We start from the raw sequence: 20,969 nt of genomic DNA, 5'->3' as shown, positions 1-20,969 counted from the left end.
CGCGGGTCGCCGTCACTCGTTGTTGATGACCTTGTCGATCGCGGCGTCCGCTTCCTTCGCGGCCTCCTCGACCGACTGCTTGCCCGTGCCGATGGACTGCAGCATGGTCTGGAGGATCTGCGCCTTCTCGACCTGGCCCCAGCCGGGTGCCATCGGGACGAACCAGTTGGACTCGGCCGCCGTCGCCGGGACCGCCGTCGCCGGGTCGTCCTTCAGGGTGGCGAGGTCGGTCTTGTTGTTGGGCAGGTTGCCCTTCTCGATCAGACCCTTCTGGCCGGCGGGGCCGGTGAAGGCGTTGATCCACTCGGCGGCGACGGTCTGCGCGTCGGACTTCACCGGGACGGCGAGGTCGGAGCCGCCGAGGAAGACGGGCAGGTTCTTGCCGGACGGGCCGGGCATCACGAAGTTCTCGACGTTGCCGGCGAGCTTGCCGGTCTTGTCGTTCTCCTTGGCCGCGGCGGTCGCGCCCTCCCAGGCGGGGGCGAAGATCATGCCGGACTTGCCCTGGCCGTAGACGATGTACCGGTCGGACTCGTCCTTGGTCTTGTCGCCGTGCATGTAGGTGTCGACGACGTCCTTGAACTCGTTGAGCCCCTTGACGGACTCGGGCGAGGAGAGGTTGGCCTTCCACTCGCCACCGGACTCGACGGCTATGGAGCCGCCGGCGTCGTAGACGAAGGACATGGCCGCGTACCAGTCACGGGTGGGCTGGTACCAGGCGTTGAACTTGGCGCCCCGCTTCTTCTGGACCTTGTCCAGAGCGGCGGTGAGCTCCTCGTACGTCTTCGGCGTGGACTTGACGCCCGCGGCGGCGAAGACGTCCTTGCGCCAGTTGGCGACACGGCCACCGGCGTAGTACGGGACGCCGTAGGTCTTGCCCTCGTAGGTGACGGAGGCCTTCAGGCCGTCCAGCCAGGCACCGGAGTTGTCGAACTTCGCCGCGTCGACGGGGGCGAAGGCACCCTTGACCATGTAGGCGAGCATCTCGGTGTTGCCCATCTCGACCACGTCGGGGGCCTTGTCGGTGGCGAGGACGGCGTCGAGCTTGGCGTTCTTGTCGGGCCAGCCGTAGTACTCGTGCGTGATGGTGATCCCGGGGTGCTTCTTCTCGATCGCCGCGTCGGCGGCCTTGACCAGCTCCGGCCAGTTGTTCTGCGCGTCCACCGTGAGCCAGACGGTCAGCTCCTTGGTGTCCGCACCCGTGTCGGAGCTCTTGCTCTCGCCGCCCCCGCACGCCGCGACGGAGACCATCATGCCCGCGACACAGATCGCGGTCGTCAGCTTCCTCTTCACGCCACCCTCCTCAGGGATGCCCTTGCTCAGGGATGCCACAAACCCCCCTGCTCCCCGCGGTGACAGATGTACCGCCCATGGGGCCAGGACCTGGACCAATGGTGTAGACCAGTACGCCGGAGCTTGGCTCAGACCATTCGCCGTGTCAAGGGTGCTCGAACCCCCTCTCACCAGCTGTTATGCGACCTACATATGCAGGAACCTTTATGTAATAAGGCAGCGAAAACCGCGCGCTTGAGCCACACTCTTCGGGTAGACCACTGCACCTTCGCGGAGTGGACCAGCGGAGACCCCCTCCGTGGACTAGACCAGCGAAGCCTGCGAAGGTATACAGAGGGATCACGCCACGAGGAGCCGGGAAGGCGGAGCATGAGCACCGACGTCAACAGTGCGGAGAACGAGAACGGGGCGACCGTCCGTACCGCACGCGTGCCCAAGTACTACCGCCTGAAGAAGCATCTGCTCGACATGACCGAGACCCTGCCGCCCGGCACACCGGTACCGCCCGAGCGCACCCTCGCCGCCGAGTTCGACACCTCGCGCACGACCGTGCGGCAGGCGCTGCAGGAGCTGGTCGTCGAGGGGCGCCTCGAACGCATCCAGGGCAAGGGCACGTTCGTCGCCAAGCCGAAGGTCTCCCAGGCGCTGCAACTCACCTCGTACACCGAGGACATGCGCGCCCAGGGCCTCGAACCCACCTCGCAGCTGCTGGACATCGGCTACATCACCGCCGACGACACCCTCGCCGGGCTGCTCGACATCACCGCCGGCGGCCGGGTCCTGCGCATCGAGCGCCTCCGCATGGCCAACGGCGAGCCGATGGCGATCGAGACGACCCATCTGAGTGCCAAGCGATTCCCGGCCCTGCGCAGGTCACTGGTCAAGTACACCTCCCTCTACACCGCGCTCGCCGAGGTCTACGACGTCCGCCTCGCCGAGGCCGAGGAGACCATCGAGACCTCGCTGGCCACCCCGCGCGAGGCCGGCCTGCTGGGCACGGACGTGGGCCTGCCGATGCTGATGCTCTCCCGGCACTCGCTGGACAAGGAGGGGCAGCCGGTGGAGTGGGTGCGATCGGTGTACCGGGGCGACCGGTACAAGTTCGTGGCGCGGCTCAAGCGTCCGCAGGACTGAGCCACTTCCGTACGCGATCGCCCGACGCCGGTCAACCAGCCGTTCCCGATCTTCGGTATCGGACCGACAGGAAGCGGACCCCAGGCAGCAGTTCCGCCGCCGCTCAACACACAACCTCCGCATCCGTTATCCGGACAGGGGGTTCCATACGACGGAACCCGTCCCTTACATTTCCTGCGCGTCGAGCAGGTGATCAGTGGCGATCAGTGAGGGGACGGAGCCGAGACATGTCAGAAGCGCCTGAAGTGAGACCACCTGTGGTGACACCTGTCAGAGTGGTCATCGCCCTGTGCCTGCTCGCCCCGTTCGTGGCGATGCTCTGGGTCGGCTCGTACGCCAAGACGGACCCGGCGTTCATCGGCATCCCCTTCTTCTACTGGTACCAGATGGCCTGGGTGCTCATCTCCACCGCGCTGACCGCCACCGCGTACGTCCTGTGGGAGCGTGACCAGCGTGCCCGTAAGTCCGGGACGCAGGGCGGGGGTGTCGCGAAGTGAAGGACGGCGTGAACGGCGTGGCACTCGCCGTCTTCATCTTCTTCTTCCTGGCCGTCACGGTCATGGGCTTCCTGGCCGCGCGCTGGCGCAAGGCCGAGAACGACAGCCTCGACGAATGGGGTCTCGGCGGCCGGTCGTTCGGCACCTGGATCACCTGGTTCCTGCTCGGCGGCGACCTCTACACGGCGTACACCTTCGTCGCCGTCCCCGCGGCGATCTACGCGGCGGGCGCGGCCGGCTTCTTCGCGGTGCCGTACACGATCCTGGTCTACCCGCTGATCTTCACGTTCCTGCCCCGCCTGTGGTCGGTCTCCCACAAGCACGGCTATGTGACGACCTCGGACTTCGTCCGCGGGCGCTTCGGCTCGAAGGGCCTGTCGCTGGCGGTGGCCCTGACCGGCATCCTCGCGACCATGCCGTACATCGCGCTGCAACTCGTCGGCATCCAGGCGGTCCTGGACGTGATGGGCGTCGGCGGCGGTGAGAACACCAACTGGTTCATCAAGGACCTGCCGCTGCTGATCGCGTTCGGCGTCCTGGCGGCCTACACCTACTCCTCCGGCCTCCGGGCCCCCGCGCTGATCGCGTTCGTGAAGGACACCCTGATCTACATCGTCATCGCGGTGGCGATCATCTACATCCCGATCAAGCTCGGCGGCTTCGACGACATCTTCGCCAAGGCGGGCGAGGCGTACAGCCAGACCAACCCGGCGACGGACAAGCCGCGCGGCGCGCTCGTCCCCGGCGACGCCAACCAGTGGACGTACGCGACGCTGGCCCTCGGCTCGGCGCTGGCGCTCTTCATGTACCCGCACTCGATCACGGCGACGCTGTCGTCCAAGAGCCGCGAGGTCATCCGCCGCAACACGACGATCCTGCCGCTGTACTCGCTGATGCTGGGCCTGCTGGCCCTGTTGGGCTTCATGGCGATCGCGGCCGGGGTCCAGGTGCAGAACGGCCAGCTGGCGATCCCGCAGCTGTTCGAGACGATGTTCCCCGACTGGTTCGCGGGCGTCGCCTTCGCGGCCATCGGTATCGGCGCCCTGGTCCCCGCGGCGATCATGTCCATCGCGGCGGCGAACCTCTTCACCCGCAACATCTACAAGGACTTCATCAAGCCGGACGCCACGCCCGCCCAGGAGACCAAGGTCTCCAAGCTGGTGTCCCTGCTGGTGAAGGTGGGCGCGCTGGCCTTCGTCCTGACCATGGACAAGACGGTCGCCATCAACTTCCAGCTCCTGGGCGGCATCTGGATCCTCCAGACCTTCCCGGCCCTCGTCGGCGGCCTCTTCACCCGCTGGTGCCACCGCTGGGCCCTCCTCGCCGGCTGGGCGGTCGGCATGATCTACGGGACGCTCGCCGCGTGGGGCGTCGCCTCACCCACGCAGAAGCACTTCGGCGGCTCCTCGGCGGAGATCCCCGGCATCGGCGAGATCGGCTACATCGGCCTGACCGCCTTCGTCCTGAACGTCGTGGTCACCGTGGTCCTCACCTTCGTCCTGCGGGCCGCCAAGGCCCCCGACGGCATCGACGAGACCAAGCCGGAGGACTACACGGCGGACGCGGGCGACGCGGGCGTCCAGGTGGAACTGCCGCCGGCGACGGCGGGCACGAGCCACTAGAGACCAAGGTTCCCCGCGCCCCTTTTCAGGGGCGCGGGGAACTGCGCGATCAACCACGTAGAACCCGCACCCGCCGTACAAACCCCGCCCCCGAGCTCTCAGACGCACAAGGGGGCCGAAGGGGCACAGCCCCTGGAGACGGGAACGGGTAGGGGCGGCGGGGGCGAAAACACCCGGCTACGCTGGCCGGGTGAGCGCTCGCACCCCGATCGTCCTCGACAGCGACCCCGGCATCGACGACGCCGTGGCCCTGCAGTACCTGCTCGGCACCGGCCTCTGGGACCTCAGGGCGTACACATCGGTCGGCGGCAACCTCCCCGCCGAGGCGACCTACGCCAACGCCCGCGCCCTGGCCCGCGCCCTGCGCATCGACGGAGACGTCCCGGTGCACCGCGGCGCGGGCCGCCCCCTGTCCCGGCTCCCCTACCGGGAGGCGTCCGCCTTCCACGGCCCGGCGGGACTCGGTGACGAGACGCTGCCCGACTCGACCGCCCCGCACCCGACGGAGTCGTCCGCACAGGCCCTGCTCCGGCTCTCCCGGGAGTACGAGGGCGAGCTGACGGTGTGCGCCACCGGTCCGCTGACGAACGTGGCCGTCGCGCTGCTGGAGGACCCCGGCTTCGCCCGCCGCGTCGGGAAGTTCGTGTTCATGGGCGGCGCCGCGCAGGTGCCGGGGAACTTCACCCCGGTCGCCGAGTTCAACATCTGGGCCGACCCGGACGCCGCCGAGATCGTGCTCTCCTCCGGCATCCCGTTCACCATGGTCGACCTGGACGCCTCGCACCGCTGGCTGTTCCGCCCCGCCGACCTCGCCGCGCTGGAGGCCGCGGGCCCGGGCACGGCCCTCGCCGCCCGGCTGATGCGCACGTACATGGACGCCTACACCCGCCACGGCGGGGACGGCACCTGTCCGCTGCACGATCCGCTGGCCGTGGGTGTCTGCGGGGACGAGGCGTTCGTCGAGGCCGCCGAGGGGGCCGTCGTCGTGGAGTGCGCGAGCGAACTCACGCGCGGCCAGACCGTGTTCGTGCCGGCCGCCGCCCGGCGCGTCTACTACTCCGAGTCCCCCGCCCTGACCGCCCGCCTCCGCGCCACCGGCCGGGTCGCCCTGGGCCCGGGCACCCGTGACTTCAGCAAGGACTTCGTGGCGACACTGCCGCGGTGGCCTGCGACGACCTGACGAAATCCGATCATCCGACAAGCGAACCGCGCTTGTGGAAAACCGCGGCCCCGAGAAGCCGCCCTTCGTGCACACTGCGACGCATGGACATCACGATCAGGCGGGCGACCCCGCACGAGTACGCCACCCTCGGCGAGATCACCGCACAGGCCTACCTCGGCGACGGACTGCTGGACTTCGGGGAGAACGACGACTACCTCGATGAGCTGCGTGACGTGGCGAAGCGGGCCGCCGCGGCCGAGGTGCTCGTGGCCGTGACGGACGGCCGAGTGCTCGGCGGAGTGACCTTCGTCCCGGCGGGCGGCCTCATGGCCGACATCGCGTGCGCGGGAGAGGCCGAGATACGGATGCTGGCGGTCGCCCCGGAAGCGCGCGGGCGAGGTGCCGGCGAGGCACTCGTACGAGCCTGCCTGGAGCGGGCTCAGGCCGTGGAGGGTTGTGTACGCCTCGTGCTGTCGACCCAGCGGGCCATGCACACCGCCCATCGCATCTACGAACGGCTCGGTTTCACCCGCACACCCGAGCGCGACTGGAACCCCCTCCCCGACCTCCCCGACCTCACGCTGATCACCTATGAGTTGACGCTCTGACACACCTCGAAGCCGAACGCGACACAACATGTGGGGGTGACACCGCGCCCCGGCACTAGATGTATGCTCATGCTCGCTGTCGCCGCAGGGGAATCCGGTGCGAATCCGGAGCTGTCCCGCAACGGTGTACACGCGTGCGCACCTCTCCATCCGCGCACGCCTGGTGAGTCCGAGCACCTGCCGACAGCGCGCCCGGCCGTCCGGTCCGGGTGCCCTGACGTCCGGGCCTCGTGGAATGGGCCGGTGGACGCGACGCCCCCGTGCGCTCGTGTGCTGCTGCCTGCCTTCCGCAAGGCCACCTGCCGAGCGAGGGAGAGCCCCACGTGACCATCGCGCCAGCCGAACCGGTTTCAGCCGACCTGGCTTCAGCCGCCCCGGCGACGGAGACCGACGGTCCCGGTACCGCGTTGCTGCGGACCCTGACCGAGCTGACCGCCGACCTCCCCGACGCCGACCCCGGCCGGGTCGCCGCCGCCGCGTTGCGCGGCCGGTCGGCGCGGGCCGACGAGTCGGAGCTTCGCGAGCTGGCGACGGAGGCGGCCGCCGGCCTCATCTCCGAGGACCCCACGTACTCCAGGCTGGCCGCCCGGCTGCTGGCCATCGGCATCCGCGCCGAGGCCGCCTCGCAGGGTGTCACGACGTTCACCGAGTCCATCGCCGTGGGTCACCGGGAGGGCCTCGTCGCCGACCGCACGGCGGAGTTCACCCGTGTCCACGCCGGGCGCCTCGACGCCCTGGTCGACCCGGCCGGCGACGACCGCTTCGGCTACTTCGGCCTGCGCACCCTGCACAGCCGCTATCTGCTCCGGCACCCCCTGACCCGCAAGGTCATCGAGACACCCCAGCACTTCCTGCTGCGAGTCGCCTCCGGCCTCGCCGAGGACGACACCGTCCGCGCCGTCGACGAGGTCGCCGCGCTCTACACGCTCATGAGCCGCCTCGACTACCTCCCCTCCTCCCCCACCCTCTTCAACTCCGGTACGCGACACCCGCAGATGTCGTCCTGCTACCTCCTCGACTCCCCGCTGGACGAGCTGGACTCCATCTACGACCGCTACCACCAGGTGGCCCGCCTCTCGAAGCACGCCGGCGGCATCGGCCTGTCGTACTCCCGCATCCGCTCGCGCGGTTCGCTGATCCGGGGCACCAACGGGCACTCCAACGGCATCGTGCCGTTCCTGAAGACACTGGACGCCTCGGTCGCCGCCGTGAACCAGGGCGGCCGACGCAAGGGCGCGGCCGCGGTCTACCTGGAGACCTGGCACTCCGACATCGAGGAGTTCCTGGAGCTGCGCGACAACACCGGTGAGGACGCCCGGCGCACGCACAACCTGAACCTGGCGCACTGGATCCCGGACGAGTTCATGCGCCGGGTCAACGCCGACGCGCAGTGGTCGCTGTTCTCCCCGGCCGACGTGCCCGAGCTGGTCGACCTGTGGGGCGAGGAGTTCGACTCCGCGTACCGCGAGGCGGAGGCGAACGGGCTGGCGAAGAAGACCATTCCGGCCCGTGACCTGTACGGCCGCATGATGCGCACCCTCGCGCAGACCGGCAACGGCTGGATGACCTTCAAGGACGCGGCCAACCGCACGGCCAACCAGACGGCCGAGCCGGGCCATGTCGTCCATTCGTCCAACCTGTGCACGGAGATCCTGGAGGTCACGGACGACGGGGAGACGGCGGTCTGCAACCTGGGTTCGGTGAACCTGGGCGCGTTCGTCGACCGGGCCACGGGCGACCTGGACTGGCAGCGGCTGGACGAGACCGTCCGCACCGCCGTCACCTTCCTCGACCGCGTCGTCGACATCAACTTCTACCCGACCGAGCAGGCGGGCCGCTCCAACGCCAAGTGGCGCCCGGTCGGCCTCGGCGCGATGGGTCTGCAGGACGTCTTCTTCCAACTGCGTCTGCCCTTCGACTCCCCCGAGGCGAAGGCGCTGTCCACGCGGATCGCCGAGCGCATCATGCTCGCCGCGTACGAGGCCTCCGCCGACCTCGCCGAGCGCAATGGCCCGCTGCCGGCCTGGGAGAAGACCCGCACCGCCCGTGGCGTGCTGCACCCCGACCACTACGGCGTCGAGCCCACCTGGCCGGAGCGCTGGGCGGCCCTGCGCGAGCGCGTAGCGACGACGGGCATGCGCAACTCGCTGCTCCTCGCCATCGCGCCGACGGCCACCATCGCCTCGATCGCCGGTGTGTACGAGTGCATCGAGCCGCAGGTGTCCAACCTGTTCAAGCGCGAGACGCTGTCCGGTGAGTTCCTCCAGGTCAACTCGTATCTGGTGAAGGACCTGAAGGAGCTGGGCGTCTGGGACGCCCGCACCCGGGAGGCGCTGCGCGATGCCAACGGCTCGGTGCAGGACTTCGCGTGGATCCCGGCCGAGGTACGGGCGCTGTACCGCACGGCCTGGGAGATTCCGCAGCGCGGCCTGATCGACATGGCCGCGGCCCGCACCCCGTATCTGGACCAGTCCCAGTCGCTGAACCTGTTCCTGGAGACGCCGACCATCGGCAAGCTCTCCTCGATGTACGCGTACGCCTGGAAGTCGGGCCTGAAGACCACGTACTACCTGCGCTCCCGCCCCGCGACCCGTATCGCCCGCGCGGCCCAGGCACAGGGCCAGGCGCAGACCCCGGCCCAGCCCGAGAAGACCATCCCCGTCCAGCAGGCGACCGACCCGGATGCCGTCGCCTGCTCCCTGGAAAACCCCGAGTCCTGCGAGGCCTGCCAGTAATGCCCGCCCGCCACCCGACCACCACCCCCGGAGGACGGCGCTTCGCGCCGACTGTAATGACTAACCAGAATCTCCTCGACCCCGGCTTCGAGCTGACTCTCCGTCCCATGCGCTACCCGGACTTCTACGAGCGCTACCGGGACGCGATCAAGAACACCTGGACCGTCGAGGAGGTCGACCTCCACTCGGACGTCGCCGACCTGGCGAAGCTCTCCGAGGGCGAGCAGCACATGATCGGCCGGCTGGTCGCGTTCTTCGCGACGGGCGACTCGATCGTGGCGAACAACCTCGTGCTGACGCTCTACAAGCACATCAACTCCCCCGAGGCGCGGCTCTACCTGAGCCGCCAGCTCTTCGAGGAGGCCGTGCACGTCCAGTTCTACCTGACGCTCCTGGACACCTACCTCCCCGACCCGGAGGACCGGACGGCGGCCTTCGCGGCGGTGGAGAACATCCCCTCCATCCGCGAGAAGGCGGAGTTCTGCTTCAAGTGGATGGACTCGGTGGAGAAGCTGGACCGCCTGGAGTCCAAGGCGGACCGCCGCCGCTTCCTGCTCAACCTGATCTGCTTCGCCGCGTGCATCGAGGGCCTGTTCTTCTACGGCGCCTTCGCGTACGTCTACTGGTTCCGCAGCCGCGGCCTGCTGCACGGCCTGGCCACCGGCACCAACTGGGTGTTCCGCGACGAGACGATGCACATGTCCTTCGCCTTCGAGGTGGTCGACACCGTCCGCAAGGAGGAGCCGGAACTCTTCGACGACGCGCTCCGGGAGCAGGTCACGGACATGCTCAAGGAGGCCGTCGAGGCCGAGCTGCAATTCGGGCGCGACCTGTGCGGTGACGGCCTGCCGGGCATGAACACCGAGTCGATGCGGCAGTACCTGGAGTGCGTGGCCGACCAGCGGCTGACACGCCTCGGCTTCGCCCCGGTCTACGGCTCGGAGAACCCGTTCTCCTTCATGGAGCTGCAGGGCGTCCAGGAGCTGACCAACTTCTTCGAGCGGCGTCCGTCCGCGTACCAGGTCGCGGTGGAGGGCACCGTCGACCTGGACGAGGACTTCTAGGCCGCCGAGGTCACTTGAGCGTGACCGCGTCCCCGGCCGACGTGACCCGAGCGGTCGTCGTCGTGCCGGGGAAGTACCAGCGCCAGCTGCCCGCCGCCGTGGCGGTGACCTTGGTGCCGATCTTCCCGGCGCTGCCCGTCTTCACCGTCTTGACGGTGGTGTAGCGGGCGGTGCCCTTCTTCTTGAACTGGAGCTGGACCGACTGCCCGGTGAACCCGTGGTACTTCAGGGTCTCCCAGTTGGCCCGGGTCAGGCTGCCCGCGACGGTGATCTTCGTGCCCTTGGCGACCTTCTCGGGCTTGATGACCGTGGTGAGGATCGAGGCACGCTTGACCTTGTACCGGGCGATGTTGTCGGAGATCCAGTAGTCGCCGTCGTTCGCCTTGACGGTGGCGTTGACCTGCCAGACACCGGCGGCCTTGTTGCTGTCGGCGTCGCTGTAGCCGGGAATCCAGGCCGGGACGATCGACATCGTGGCCGTGCACACCGATGTGGTCGACGACTTCTTCTTGCAGGCCGTGGCGTCCCAACCGGCGAAGCCGCCGCCTTCGGCACCGTAGGCGTAGTAGGTGCTGGCGTGCGTCAGCCCCTTGACGCCGGAGTTGTCCTTGATGGTGATGGCGACCGGGAACCTGATGGTCTTCGACGTCCCGACGATGACGTTCTTGCCGCCGTTGACGACCGTCTTGGTCACGCGGACGTCCCCCCGGCCCTCCGCGTGGGCGCCGGTCGCCGCCAACAGCACCAGGGCCGCCGCCCCGCCCGCCACGGCCAGGGTCCGGCCGTGTGCGGGGCGTGTTCTGTGTCTCATGATCCTCCCCTTGGGTCGAGGAGAGGCTACACAGAGGGAGACCGGTATCCGAACAGAAATGCGATCAGGCGGCGCGGGCGATGCGATGCGAGGCCCGCCGTTCCGCCGCCCGCCTGAGCTGGCGGTCGACACGCCGGTCGTGCACGACGCCGATGATCGCGGGCAGTGCGACCAGGGCGAACAGTCCGAGGACGGCCAGTGTTCCGATGAGTCCTTGCAGCTGTGTCGTTTCCATGGACACCACTGTCGCGCCGAACGCTCCTGACAAACAGTGGCAGGACTGCCGCACCCCCTCGAATTACTGCCACTTCCGAGGCACACTGGCAGCATGCTGAACAACGTGGCCGCCGTCCTCCTGGACGGGGTGCATCCCTTCGAACTCGGCGTCGTCTGCGAGGTCTTCGGCGTCGACCGCAGCGACGAGGGCCTGCCGGTGTACGACTTCGCGGTCGCGTCGGCGGAGGGTCCGACCCTGCGTACGCCCGCCGGGTTCACCATCTCCACCTCGTACGGCCTGGACCGGCTCGACGAGGCCGACCTCGTCGTCGTACCGGCGGGTGACGCCTATGTGCGGCGGACCTACCCGGCCGAGCTGCTGGACGCGCTGCGCCGGGCCGCCGACCGAGGTGCGCGGGTGCTGAGCGTGTGCACGGGGGCGTTCATGCTCGGCGCGGCGGGGCTGCTGGACGGGCGGCCCTGCGCGGTGCACTGGCTGCACGCCGAGGAGCTGTCCCGGCAGTATCCGCGGGCGATGGTCGAACCGGACGTGCTGTACGTGGACGCGGACCCGGTGATCACCTCGGCGGGCACGGCGGCCGGCATCGACGCCTGTCTGCACCTCGTCCGCAAGGAGCAGGGGCCGGAGGTGGCCAACAAGATCGCCCGGCGGATGGTCGTGCCGCCGCACCGCGACGGCGGCCAGGCGCAGTACATCGAGCGGCCGCTGCCGCGCTCGCAGTGCGACACGGTCGGCGAGGTGCTCGTGTGGATGGAGGAGCACCTCGACGAGGAGGTCACCGTCGAACAGCTCGCCGCCCGCGCGCACATGTCCCCGCGCACGTTCGCCCGCCGCTTCCAGCAGGAGACCGGGACCACACCGTACCGCTGGATCCTGCGCCAACGGGTACTGCTGGCCCAGCGGTTGCTGGAGGCGACGGACGAGACGGTGGACGCGATCGCGTGGCGCACCGGTTTCGGCACCGCCGCCGCCCTGCGCCATCAGTTCGTACGATCCCTGGGTACGACCCCGCAGGCCTACCGCCGCACGTTCCGGGGCCCGGAGGCCGCCTGAGGGTGACACCCGGCGCCGGCCGGGCTCGCGCCTCGGCGGGCACTTCGCCGTCTCAGTCGTTCGCCACCACGGGGTACCGGGGCTCGTTCTCGGCCATCTGCCGCAGCGCGTCCTTGCGCTCGCGCTTGGAGAGCCGGTCGATGTACAGGTAGCCGTAGAGGTGGTCGGTCTCGTGCTGCAGACAGCGGGCGAAGTAACCGGTGCCGCGCACCTTGATCGGATTGCCCTTCTCGTCCTGCCCGGTGACCTCCGCGTAGTCGGGGCGGGCGAGCGGCATGTACGCGGTCGGCACCGACAGACAGCCCTCGTTGCTGTCGTCCAACCGGCGTGCCTCGGCGGGCAGTTCGACCAGCTTGGGGTTGCAGATCACGCCGGTGTGCCGCTTGCCCTCGTCGTCCGGGCAGTCGTAGACGAAGACCTTCAGGTCGACGCCGACCTGGTTGGCGGCCAGACCCACGCCCTCGGCGGTGTGCTGGCTGGCGAACATGTCGTCCACCAGCTTCGCCAGTTCGTCGCCGAACTCGGTGACGTCCTTGCACTCCTTGTGCAGCACCGGGTTCCCGACCACGGTGATCGGCAGCGACGTGCCACGCTCCCGGTACGCCTGCTCGCGCTCCTCGCAGTCCTCCGTGTCGACGACGAAACCCTCGTCATCGACGGGGAGCACGCCCACGTGCTGCTGATCGGTGTCCTGCTGGGCCATGACAGACGTACGCCTTCCTCAAAACAACAAGCGGTGAAGTTGCTGATACAGGGTACGGGGAGCGCGCCCCGTAAGGGGCGCGGGGAACTGCGCGAGCAACCACAACGAGCCCGCGGCCGAAAACGGACCGCACGCCCCCTAACAAACCTCTTCCAGATCCCGCCAGTCACGAGAATCCGGACTGTCCGCGACCCACCCGTCCAGCAACCCCCGAACCAGCGAAGCCGGCGCGGCGATCCCGCACTCCCGCTCCGGCGCCCACAACTGCCCGTCCGTCACATGCCCGAGCGGTCCGGGATGCCCCGGCTCACTGTGATCGTGCGGATCGAGGTGCTCCCCGTTCCCCTCGTCGGAAGGCATCCGCGACTCCGAACACAGCCGGCACAGCAACCGCACCGAAGACGACCAGTCCTCCGCCGCGAACCCGGCGTCCGCCGCGAGCCGCTCCAGCGCGTCCCGGTCCGCCTCGGTCGCCGCCTCCAGCAGCACGACCCAGGTCGGCACAGGAGATGGCGCCCACAACTCGATCTCGTCGAACACCGGATACGCGTGCCCGGCGGCCGTGGTCCGCTCCCCGTGCGGCACCCCGTCGTGCAGAACGACCTCGCCCCAGCGTCGCCCGGACGACGGCAGCGGAATGGAGAGCACCTCGATCCGGGCGGGGTCGAGCCGCCGCCCCCACACAACCTCGGCCTCACCCTCCGGCGAAAGCCGTACGGCGGCGCTGCCGAGGTCCATGCCCACCGGCTCCCCGGAGTCGCCGGGACCGCTCCCCGGCTTAGGCCGGGAGGCGCCTCCGGGCACCCGCAACCCGTAGGCCTGCCAGGCGCGGCGGGCCAGCGGCCAGTCCTGCAGGGCGGTCGCGGCGATGCCCACGTTCCACCAGTCGGGCGCGCCTGTCTCCCGGTCGAGCAGCGCGACGGCCCGGAGACCGGCCGCCCGCGCCTGCTCCCAGTCGTGCCGGAACTTGTGCAGCAGGGCGAGGTTGAACCAGGACTCGGACAGCCACGGCTCCAGGTCCGCGGCACGTGTCAGCAGCGCGCCCGCGTCCTCGTACCGACCGTCGCCGATCAGCGTGAACGCACGATCGGTGGCCTGCCGCCAAGAGGCGGAGGGCCGATGCCGTCCCTTGCCGAAGATCCTCACGATTCCCGCCTGCCAGTTACGGTTCCCGCCTGCCAGTTCCATCGGAGTGGGCTGGCCGTCGCCCCCGGTACACCCTCTCCCTCGCATCCAACCACGACCGGATGGAGGGCCGCTCATTACCCATGGGTTACCCCACCGGGGGCAGGGTCAGACAGTCTCTCGACAGTACCCTCGCGAGCGATTCCACCACCTCCGGGTGATAGTCCCGAGCCGTTCCCAGCCGCAGGTCCTCCAGCGCCGTGAGCGGCCCTTCGGGCCCTGCTGCCCGCGCTTTCTCCTCATATGCGTTCGCGGCCCGCACGATCCGCGCGCCGACCGGCTGCTCACGATAGGGATCCGCCTGCCGCTCCACCACCACGCGACCTCGGGGACCTCGGCGACCTCGGCGGCCACGCCGGTCTGCCGTACGACCGCTCCGCCCGGCAGCGTGATCCGCCGCTGCTCGGCCGCCGGGAGCCCGGCGGTGGCCCCGGCCGGCACGGGGTCGACGAGGCTCGGCTGCCCGATGTCGTGCATCAGCGCCGCGTACTCGCCGGCGGTCGGCTCCGGCTCGCCGACCCCCGGCTCCCGCCCCGCCCCGCCTCACGGCTGAGCACCGCCACCCGCCGGACCTGCCCGGCCGGGGCGTATCCGGCGATCTCGGCGGCCCGGGCGAGCGAGGCGATGGTCTGCCGGTAGGTGGTCCGCACGGCCGCGTAGTGCCGGAACGACCTCTGCGCGAGCAGCGGTGGCAGCGCGAGCACCGGCAGCGCCCACAGCCCGACGACGCCGACCGCCAGGGCCATGACGACCCCGGTCGCGCGGGCCGCCGACCCGATCCCCGGCAGTGCCCGCAGCTCGTTCCTCAGCAGCGGACCGAACGGCCACCGCGTCCGCGCGTGCGCCATGGCCGCCGCCGGCACCGCGTCGCACAGCGCGGTGGCAGCGGCTGGAAGGCGCCTGTGAAAGGCCCCGGCGAGGAGGACCGGGACGTACACACGTGCCCATGCCGGCACCGCCCCCATGACACCTCCCGAGTGCAGGCGCCGGAGCCTGGGACGGACCGGAACGGGAGGGGACGGCTCGGGTGAACGCATGGGACGGGGGTGGTCGGATTAGCCCCTTCGAGTGAAGCGGCGCTCCCGTGACGACCGTCCCGGGAGCGACTGCGGGGGCCCAGCCTCCGTCGGCGGACCGCCCGGGTGACGAGATCCGACGGCCGGCACCGCACCGGCGGTCGACGAGACCGTGGACGCCCTTCGCCTCAGTGCGCCACGTCCGCCGCGAGCACCTTGTTGAGCTGCTCCACGGTCGCCGGGGACTCGCGCTGGAAGGCGGCGATGTCGAGGCCGTCGTCGCCCATGACGGTCAGCAGGGTGCGCTCACCGACGGCGACCACGATGACGTGCCCGGCGCCGCACCGGACGACGACCTCGCGGAGCGCGCCGGCGCCGGACTGGTCGGCCATGCGGCGGCCGACACCGAGGGTGGCGGCGGCCAGTGCGGCGACGGACTCGGCGTGGACCTTGTCGACGTCGGCGACGACGAGAAGCCCGTCCACGGTGGACAGGACGCTCTCGGAGACGCCCATCACCCGGTCACGCAGCGAGGCCAGGATGCCGGTCAGCGATTCGGTCGATGCGTGTGCGGTCATGGGCACGTGCTCCTTGGTCCAGACGTCTGCGGTGGGTGTGCGGTCCGAGCGGCTCAGTCGGGCAGGTGCCGTTCGGACTCGGGGAGAGCCCGCAGCCCGCGGCGGACACGCCGCAGCGTTTCGACGGAGGGCTGGTCGGCGAGCAGTTCCTCGGCCGACAGCAGGGACAGGGGCGGGAAAGGGGGCGGCACGGCCGGGTTGTCCGACGTGCCGTTCCCGGCGCTCGCGGGATCGGGTGCCGCGCCCCGCACGGGTAACGGGGGCAGTTCCGCGGTGGCACCGGGTCCGGCGCGCGACGGCCGTTCTGCGGCCTTGTCGCCGGGCGCGGTGGACAGAGGTCGGTCGACCTCCGTATCACCGGCCGGCGGCCGTTCGACCGGCCTTCCACCGGACTCGGCGGACGGCGGTCGGGCTGCGTTCGTGGGGCCGGGTGGGGCTTCGGCGGGTGGGACCGGGCGGTCGTCGGCGGCTGCTCTCGGGACCGAACGCCGTCGGAGGCGGGCGGCTTTGCTGCGTATGCGGCGCTTGCGGGCCGGGTCCTTGTGGGGGCTCACTACCCGCCCTTCGCTCCGAGGTCTCCGGTGGGAGAGCCTCCACCGGGCCTGCGTCGGGGCAGGGGACCGGCTCGTGGTGACGTTTCGTCGGATGGCGGCTGCCCCTGCGGAATCCGGGGCGCGGTGCTGGGCCGGCTGTCGGGGGCGGGCGTGGTCTCCCATCGGACCGCCTGGAGCGATTCCAGCCGGATGAGGTCCAGCATCACCGCGTAGAGTCCGCGCCCTCGAGAGAAGGCCAGGTCACGCGGGGTGCGGCGGCCGTTGACGCTCTCGACGAGGTCCCGGTGGCGTCGAGTCAGCCGGCCCTCGTGGTCCGCGGTGCCGCGGCCGTCGACCGGTCCGGGCCGGACGCGGGCCAGTTCGCCCGCGGGACCCCACAGCCGGGTCAGCAGTGCCATACGGCGGGTGGTCTCCTCGGCCAGCGGCCGCGGCTCGATGCCGGGCCGGGCGAGGAGGGTGGGTTGCCGTTCGGTCAGCTCCCAGCCACCGGGCGGGCTGAGCGCCATCGCGAAGGCCCCGTCGAACACGGCCGCCGTGCAGACGACCTCCAGCTCGGCGGCGCCGATCAGACCGGCGGCCGACAGGTGGAGGCCGAGCCGGTCTGCGTCGGGTTCGGCGGCGCAGGCGGCCAGCCAGGCGTCGTCGTCGATCCGGCCCGAGGCGAGCAGCACGGACGTCGCGGTCGGCGCGCCCGGTGTCTCGATCGCGCCGATCAGGCCGTCCCGCAGATGAATCGTGCCACCGGGGGAGCCGGAGACCCGTACCGTGCCGGTGTAGCCCTCTTGGTGCAGTGCCTGCAGAAGCGCGGGTACGTTGCGTGCCGAGGGAGACTTCACGCCAGCACCTCTCGGGCCCGGTCGCCGAGGCTGCGCAGTGCCAGGGCCACGTTCGCCCGGTCGCGGTCGAGACCGGCCGCGAGCAACAGCGGGTCGCCGGCCGGCCGGTTCACGGAGAGCAGCACCTGATGGCGTCTCCTGCTGGTCATGACCACGCTTTCCAACTCCCCCTCGGCTCCCGCCGCGCCGAGCCGTTCGGAGATGAGGGTGGCGAGATCGGAGCACTCCGCCCCCGTCCCCGCCTGGGCGGCGTCGCCCGCGGTGGCGTAGGTGAGTCCCGTGACCGCGTCGATCAGGGCGACGCCGGTGACGCCGGGAGAGTCGAGAAGCCGGTCCAGGGAGGCCTGGAGCGCCGGCTTCCTTTCCTCAAGTCCCCCCATTCGCCCTCCACGTCCACGCGCCGCACAGTACTTTGAACGCCAACTTCCGCAACACTTAACAAAGTTGATGTTTGTGACCGGTGAATCACTCGTGTTCGATCGTAGTTGGCCGGACAGTGACCGGTCAGCAGCACTGAGGAATTGGGGCAGCAAGATGAACATCGAGACCGCGCTCAAGGAAGCCATGGCCCTCGACGGTGCGATCGGGGTCGCGCTGGTCGACTACGACAGCGGAATGTCCCTCGGCACCCTCGGCGGCGGGCAGCAGCTCGACCTGGAACTCGCGGCGGCCGGGAACACCGAGGTCGTCCGCTCCAAGATGCGCACGCTCACCTCGCTGGACATGAACGACGTGATCGAGGACATCCTGATCACGCTGGGCCGGCAGTACCACCTGATCCGCCCGCTGAGCAGCAGCAAGGGGTCGCTCTTCCTCTACCTCGCGCTGGACCGCTCCCGCAGCAACCTGGCGCTGGCCCGGCACGGCCTCAAGCGCATCGAGAACGGCCTCGAGGTCTGAGCCCGTCCCACCCACCCCACCCCGACTCGACGACAGAGCCCGTTCCGGGAACGGCCGGACGGCCGTTCCCGGAACGGGCTCAGTGATCAGCTCTCCTGCGGGGTGACCGGCGAGGCCGTCACATCGTGCTCGGGCACGGTCTGTCCCGACCGGATCAGATCGATCCGGCCCATCACCTTGGCGCGCAGATCGGTGGGCACGTCGTCCTGCCCACAGCACCGCTTGACCAGCTTCTTGACGGCCTGTTCGAGTCCGTACTTCTCCAGACAGGGAGAGCATTCCTCGAAGTGGTGCTCGAACTTGGTGCAGTCGGAGTCGGGCATCTCTCGGTCGAGGAACTCATAGAGATGATCGAGGATTTCGCTGCAATCCGTCTCGTGCGGCTCTCCGCAGCTCATGAGCCCGAGCCTTTCGCTTCGTTCGACTCTCCGGCGCCGGCCGGGACCAGCCCACGGTCACGGGCGTAGTCCTCGAGCATGCCGCGCAGTTGACGGCGGCCACGGTGCAGCCGGGACATCACCGTACCGATGGGTGTCCCCATGATGTCGGCGATCTCCTTGTACGCAAAGCCCTCGACATCGGCGAGATAGACCGCGATGCGGAACTCCTCGGGGATCGCCTGCAGCGCCGACTTCACGTCCGAGTCGGGCAGGTGGTCGAGCGCCTGCGACTCGGCGGAGCGCAGCCCGGTCGACATGTGCGACTCGGCGCGCGCCAGCTGCCAGTCCTCGATCTCCTCGGCCGCGCTGCGCTGGGGTTCGCGCTGCTTCTTGCGGTACGAGTTGATGAAGGTGTTCGTGAGGATGCGGTACAGCCAGGCCTTCAGGTTGGTGCCCTCACGGAACTGGTGGAAGGACGCGTACGCCTTCGCGTACGTCTCCTGCACCAGGTCCTCGGCGTCGGCCGGGTTGCGCGTCATGCGCAGCGCGGCCGAGTACATCTGATCGAGGAATTCGAGAGCGTCCCGCTCGAACCGGGCGCTGCGCTCCGCGGCGGTCTCGGTGCCCTCGGGCTGCTCCGCCTGGCCCCGTTCGGTCCCTGCGTCGGTCCCAGTGACCGGACCCACCTCCTCCAGCGTCTGTGCGATACCGAAACCGGTACCACCAGAATCGGAGGATAGACGACGATCCATGCCCGCCGCCGCCCGAACAGGCGCGCTCTTGGCCGCATGCAGCACCGTCCAGTCCAGGTCAGCGCGGCTGCTGCGGCTCGGGCAATAGGTCGAACCCATGCGGCGGACTTCCTCTCCTACGGCGGTCAGCACGGTCTTTCGCGCTGTCTGATCCGCACAACAGAGGCCCGTCGCTCCGCATTCCCGTCCACCGCCGGACCGGTCATCCGAGTGACGCGATCCACTCCACGACACCCTCGGTGATCACCATCAGCGCCTCCTCCTGCCCGAGGGGCGCACGCTTCGGCACGGCGAACCCGTGATCGCCGTACGGCACCTCCACGAGCCCGTACGAGCCCTCCGGGAACTCCTCCGGCCTCCCGAACGGATCGTTCCCGCCCTGGACGACGAGCGTGGGGACCCCGGCCCCGAGCAGCTCGTCGGCCCGGGACTTCTCCGGTCTGCCCGGCGGGTGCAGCGGAAAGCTCAGCGCCAGTACGGCCGCCGCGCCCAGCTCCGTCGCCGTACGGCAGGCCACCCGGGCCCCGGCACTCCGCCCGCCGGCGATCACCGGCAGTCCCGGCTTCGCCAGCGCGGGCCACAGCCCCCGCCAGCCCACGTCCAGCGTCTTCGGCGCGGGCGCCAGCTTCTTCCCGGCCACCCGCCACGGCTGCTCCACCAGGGCGACGGTCACCCCGTGCGCCGGGAGGACGGCGGCGAGGGCCTGGAGATCACGCGCCTCGATCCCACCACCGGCACCGTGACTGACGGCGAGGACGACTTTCGGCCTCTTGGCCTCGTACCGGGTGAGGCGGGCCGTACCGGCCTCGGTCTCGATCTCTTCTCTCGCTGAGGTCGCTGATCTCACGGAACTCACGGAACTCACGGAACTCACGGAACTCACGGAACTCACGGAACTCGCTGAACTCGCTGACTTGATCTCGGTCACGTCAGAACAGTGTGCCCTCCTCGGGCCCCTCCAGCTCCTTCAGCAGCTCCGGACCGTTGTTGCGGACGTTGCTGACGGCCGTGGAGACGGGGTAGGCGCGCATCAGCCCGGCGGGCGGCGGTTCGAGCAGCCCGCGCAGGTCGTCGAGGTCCGTACGGGCGGGATCGAGCCAGCCGTCCCAGCGGTCGGGCGTGAGCATCAGCGGCATCCGGGGGTGGATCTCGGCCAACGCGTGCGGGCCGTCCTCCGGGGCCACGGCCAGCGGGGTCGCCTCGGCCTCCGTCGTGATCACCGAGCAGGTCGCCCACCAGGCCCGCGGGTGGTCGTCCGGCAGCGTCTTGTCCCGCCAGAACTCGTACAGCCCGGCCATCGCGAAGACGGACCCGTCGGCCGGCAGCACGAAGTACGGCTGCTTGCGCGGCCGCTTCTTCTTCCCCTCGACCTCCAGCTCCCGCTCGCCCGTGCCGGTGACCCACTCGAAGTAGCCGTCGGCGGGCAGGATGCAGCGCCGGGTGGCGAAGGCACGGCGGAACGACGGCTTCTCGTGCACGGTCTCCGCACGGGCGTTGATCATCCGGGCGGCGCCCTCGGGGTTCTTGGACCAGGAGGGGACCAGACCCCACTTCAGCTTCCGCAGCTGGCGAACCGGCCTCTTGTCCTCGGCGTCCTTCAAAGGGCGGTCGAGAACCGCGTAGACCTCCTTGGTGGGAGCCACGTTGTAGTCGGGTTCCAGGGTCTCCTCCGGCTCCCACTTCTCGATCTCAAAGACTCCTGCGAGATCCTCTGGCCTACGACTCGACGCATACCGTCCGCACATATGAAACCACCCCTCCGACCTGCGAAAACGGCTACCTCAGTCAGCACCGAGTCAGCACAAGTGCTGGTCAGCGCCACATCCACTCGTACCCCAGGGCCTTCAC

22 protein-coding genes, 1 pseudogene and 1 riboswitch are annotated in these 20,969 nt (G+C 69.8%); of the genes and pseudogenes, 9 read left to right on the top strand and 14 right to left on the bottom strand.

All coding sequences use genetic code 11. The annotated features are described in order from the left end of the window. Positions 1–12: 12 nt before the first annotated feature. Positions 13–1,293: an extracellular solute-binding protein gene (locus OG272_RS32935; RefSeq protein WP_326577653.1), complete on the bottom strand. Its 1,281-nt coding sequence runs from the start codon at positions 1,291–1,293 to the stop codon at positions 13–15. Between the two features lie 369 nt (positions 1,294–1,662). Here OG272_RS32935 and OG272_RS32930 point away from each other — a divergent pair, with 369 nt between their 5' ends. The 7 genes from OG272_RS32930 (at position 1,663) to OG272_RS32900 (ending at position 10,115) form a co-directional block, all read left to right on the top strand. Next, a complete protein-coding gene (locus OG272_RS32930; RefSeq protein ID WP_326577654.1) occupies positions 1,663–2,427 on the top strand; it encodes a GntR family transcriptional regulator in 765 nt (254 codons plus the stop codon). A 227-nt stretch (positions 2,428–2,654) separates the two neighbouring features. Further along, positions 2,655–2,924, top strand: a complete 270-nt coding sequence (locus tag OG272_RS32925; protein WP_327727867.1) for a DUF3311 domain-containing protein — start codon at positions 2,655–2,657, stop codon at positions 2,922–2,924. Beyond that, complete coding sequence (gene mctP / locus OG272_RS32920; protein ID WP_326577656.1) at positions 2,921–4,546, top strand: monocarboxylate uptake permease MctP; 1,626 nt, start codon at positions 2,921–2,923, stop codon at positions 4,544–4,546. Before OG272_RS32925 ends, mctP begins: the two co-directional genes overlap by 4 nt. 190 nt (positions 4,547–4,736) lie before the next feature. Then, positions 4,737–5,726 (top strand): nucleoside hydrolase, encoded by a 990-nt coding sequence (locus OG272_RS32915; protein WP_327727868.1) that lies wholly within the window; start codon positions 4,737–4,739, stop codon positions 5,724–5,726. Between the two features lie 83 nt (positions 5,727–5,809). After that, the gene (locus OG272_RS32910) at positions 5,810–6,316 is read left to right on the top strand and encodes a GNAT family N-acetyltransferase (RefSeq protein ID WP_327727869.1); all 507 of its coding nucleotides are present in this window, start codon (positions 5,810–5,812) and stop codon (positions 6,314–6,316) included. A gap of 88 nt (positions 6,317–6,404) precedes the next feature. Further along, a riboswitch (cobalamin riboswitch) is annotated at positions 6,405–6,494 on the top strand. Positions 6,495–6,639: 145 nt separating this feature from the next. Further along, the gene (locus tag OG272_RS32905; protein ID WP_327727870.1) at positions 6,640–9,051 is read left to right on the top strand and encodes a ribonucleoside-diphosphate reductase subunit alpha; all 2,412 of its coding nucleotides are present in this window, start codon (positions 6,640–6,642) and stop codon (positions 9,049–9,051) included. Between the two features lie 56 nt (positions 9,052–9,107). Beyond that, the gene (locus OG272_RS32900; protein ID WP_327727871.1) at positions 9,108–10,115 is read left to right on the top strand and encodes a ribonucleotide-diphosphate reductase subunit beta; all 1,008 of its coding nucleotides are present in this window, start codon (positions 9,108–9,110) and stop codon (positions 10,113–10,115) included. Between the two features lie 10 nt (positions 10,116–10,125). Here OG272_RS32900 and OG272_RS32895 read toward each other — a convergent pair whose 3' ends face one another. Further along, positions 10,126–10,926 carry a hypothetical protein gene (locus OG272_RS32895; RefSeq protein ID WP_326577661.1) on the bottom strand — a complete coding sequence of 267 codons (801 nt, stop codon included), beginning with the start codon at positions 10,924–10,926 and terminating at the stop codon, positions 10,126–10,128. A gap of 64 nt (positions 10,927–10,990) precedes the next feature. Continuing rightward, the gene (locus tag OG272_RS32890; RefSeq protein ID WP_326577662.1) at positions 10,991–11,161 is read right to left on the bottom strand and encodes a hypothetical protein; all 171 of its coding nucleotides are present in this window, start codon (positions 11,159–11,161) and stop codon (positions 10,991–10,993) included. Between the two features lie 93 nt (positions 11,162–11,254). On the opposite strand from OG272_RS32890, the gene OG272_RS32885 reads away from it, so the two are divergent. Then, positions 11,255–12,217: a helix-turn-helix domain-containing protein gene (locus OG272_RS32885; RefSeq protein WP_327727872.1), complete on the top strand. Its 963-nt coding sequence runs from the start codon at positions 11,255–11,257 to the stop codon at positions 12,215–12,217. Between the two features lie 52 nt (positions 12,218–12,269). On the opposite strand, the gene def is transcribed toward OG272_RS32885, so the two are convergent. The 7 genes and pseudogenes from def to OG272_RS32850 form a co-directional block, all read right to left on the bottom strand. Further along, positions 12,270–12,920, bottom strand: a complete 651-nt coding sequence (gene def, locus OG272_RS32880; protein WP_326577664.1) for a peptide deformylase — start codon at positions 12,918–12,920, stop codon at positions 12,270–12,272. 138 nt (positions 12,921–13,058) lie between these two features. After that, positions 13,059–14,066 (bottom strand): hypothetical protein, encoded by a 1,008-nt coding sequence (locus OG272_RS32875; RefSeq protein WP_326585627.1) that lies wholly within the window; start codon positions 14,064–14,066, stop codon positions 13,059–13,061. Positions 14,067–14,193: 127 nt separating this feature from the next. Further along, positions 14,194–14,986, bottom strand: a pseudogene (locus tag OG272_RS32870) (metal-dependent phosphohydrolase); the annotation flags it as partial. A 323-nt stretch (positions 14,987–15,309) separates the two neighbouring features. Further along, entirely contained in the window at positions 15,310–15,699 is a 390-nt protein-coding gene (locus OG272_RS32865; protein ID WP_326577665.1) for a roadblock/LC7 domain-containing protein, read from the bottom strand. 53 nt (positions 15,700–15,752) lie between these two features. Continuing rightward, positions 15,753–15,890, bottom strand: coding sequence for a hypothetical protein (locus tag OG272_RS32860; RefSeq protein ID WP_326577666.1), 138 nt, complete (start codon positions 15,888–15,890; stop codon positions 15,753–15,755). A 362-nt stretch (positions 15,891–16,252) separates the two neighbouring features. Beyond that, on the bottom strand, positions 16,253–17,089 hold the full coding sequence (locus tag OG272_RS32855; RefSeq protein WP_327727873.1) for a DUF4388 domain-containing protein: 837 nt from the start codon (positions 17,087–17,089) through the stop codon (positions 16,253–16,255). Beyond that, the gene (locus OG272_RS32850) at positions 17,086–17,427 is read right to left on the bottom strand and encodes a hypothetical protein (protein WP_327732122.1); all 342 of its coding nucleotides are present in this window, start codon (positions 17,425–17,427) and stop codon (positions 17,086–17,088) included. The genes OG272_RS32855 and OG272_RS32850 overlap by 4 nt, the downstream gene beginning before the upstream one ends. A 196-nt stretch (positions 17,428–17,623) precedes the next feature. On the opposite strand from OG272_RS32850, the gene OG272_RS32845 reads away from it, so the two are divergent. Next, positions 17,624–17,989: a hypothetical protein gene (locus tag OG272_RS32845; RefSeq protein ID WP_327727874.1), complete on the top strand. Its 366-nt coding sequence runs from the start codon at positions 17,624–17,626 to the stop codon at positions 17,987–17,989. 86 nt (positions 17,990–18,075) lie between these two features. On the opposite strand, the gene rsrA is transcribed toward OG272_RS32845, so the two are convergent. The 4 genes from rsrA to OG272_RS32825 all read right to left on the bottom strand — a co-directional run bounded on the left by rsrA (position 18,076) and on the right by OG272_RS32825 (position 20,866). Continuing rightward, positions 18,076–18,387 carry a mycothiol system anti-sigma-R factor gene (gene rsrA, locus OG272_RS32840; RefSeq protein ID WP_033525449.1) on the bottom strand — a complete coding sequence of 104 codons (312 nt, stop codon included), beginning with the start codon at positions 18,385–18,387 and terminating at the stop codon, positions 18,076–18,078. Continuing rightward, positions 18,384–19,055, bottom strand: coding sequence for an RNA polymerase sigma factor SigR (gene sigR / locus OG272_RS32835; protein ID WP_013000816.1), 672 nt, complete (start codon positions 19,053–19,055; stop codon positions 18,384–18,386). The genes rsrA and sigR overlap by 4 nt, the downstream gene beginning before the upstream one ends. Positions 19,056–19,323: 268 nt before the next feature. Next, entirely contained in the window at positions 19,324–19,968 is a 645-nt protein-coding gene (locus tag OG272_RS32830; RefSeq protein ID WP_405895378.1) for an alpha/beta family hydrolase, read from the bottom strand. An 82-nt stretch (positions 19,969–20,050) separates the two neighbouring features. Next, positions 20,051–20,866: an SOS response-associated peptidase gene (locus tag OG272_RS32825; protein ID WP_326577671.1), complete on the bottom strand. Its 816-nt coding sequence runs from the start codon at positions 20,864–20,866 to the stop codon at positions 20,051–20,053. Between the last annotated feature and the right edge of the window lie 103 nt (positions 20,867–20,969).

Source organism: Streptomyces sp. NBC_00104 (assembly GCF_045160825.1).
Classification (GTDB): Bacteria; Actinomycetota; Actinomycetes; order Streptomycetales; family Streptomycetaceae; genus Streptomyces.
Note: the sequence above shows the minus strand (reverse complement) of the source record. Positions and strands in the feature narration are given on the sequence as shown.

What these genes read in the sequence shown, in the direction of transcription:
- rsrA (WP_033525449.1), bottom strand. Translation starts at nt 18,387, where the DNA reads ATGAGCTGCGGAGAGCCGCACGAGACGGATTGCAGCGAAATCCTCGAT.
- OG272_RS32925 (WP_327727867.1), top strand. Translation starts at nt 2,655, where the DNA reads ATGTCAGAAGCGCCTGAAGTGAGACCACCTGTGGTGACACCTGTCAGA.
- OG272_RS32885 (WP_327727872.1), top strand. Translation starts at nt 11,255, where the DNA reads ATGCTGAACAACGTGGCCGCCGTCCTCCTGGACGGGGTGCATCCCTTC.
- OG272_RS32910 (WP_327727869.1), top strand. Translation starts at nt 5,810, where the DNA reads ATGGACATCACGATCAGGCGGGCGACCCCGCACGAGTACGCCACCCTC.
- OG272_RS32895 (WP_326577661.1), bottom strand. Translation starts at nt 10,926, where the DNA reads ATGAGACACAGAACACGCCCCGCACACGGCCGGACCCTGGCCGTGGCG.
- OG272_RS32890 (WP_326577662.1), bottom strand. Translation starts at nt 11,161, where the DNA reads ATGGAAACGACACAGCTGCAAGGACTCATCGGAACACTGGCCGTCCTC.
- OG272_RS32845 (WP_327727874.1), top strand. Translation starts at nt 17,624, where the DNA reads ATGAACATCGAGACCGCGCTCAAGGAAGCCATGGCCCTCGACGGTGCG.
- OG272_RS32930 (WP_326577654.1), top strand. Translation starts at nt 1,663, where the DNA reads ATGAGCACCGACGTCAACAGTGCGGAGAACGAGAACGGGGCGACCGTC.
- OG272_RS32825 (WP_326577671.1), bottom strand. Translation starts at nt 20,866, where the DNA reads ATGTGCGGACGGTATGCGTCGAGTCGTAGGCCAGAGGATCTCGCAGGA.
- OG272_RS32865 (WP_326577665.1), bottom strand. Translation starts at nt 15,699, where the DNA reads ATGACCGCACACGCATCGACCGAATCGCTGACCGGCATCCTGGCCTCG.
- OG272_RS32900 (WP_327727871.1), top strand. Translation starts at nt 9,108, where the DNA reads ATGACTAACCAGAATCTCCTCGACCCCGGCTTCGAGCTGACTCTCCGT.
- def (WP_326577664.1), bottom strand. Translation starts at nt 12,920, where the DNA reads ATGGCCCAGCAGGACACCGATCAGCAGCACGTGGGCGTGCTCCCCGTC.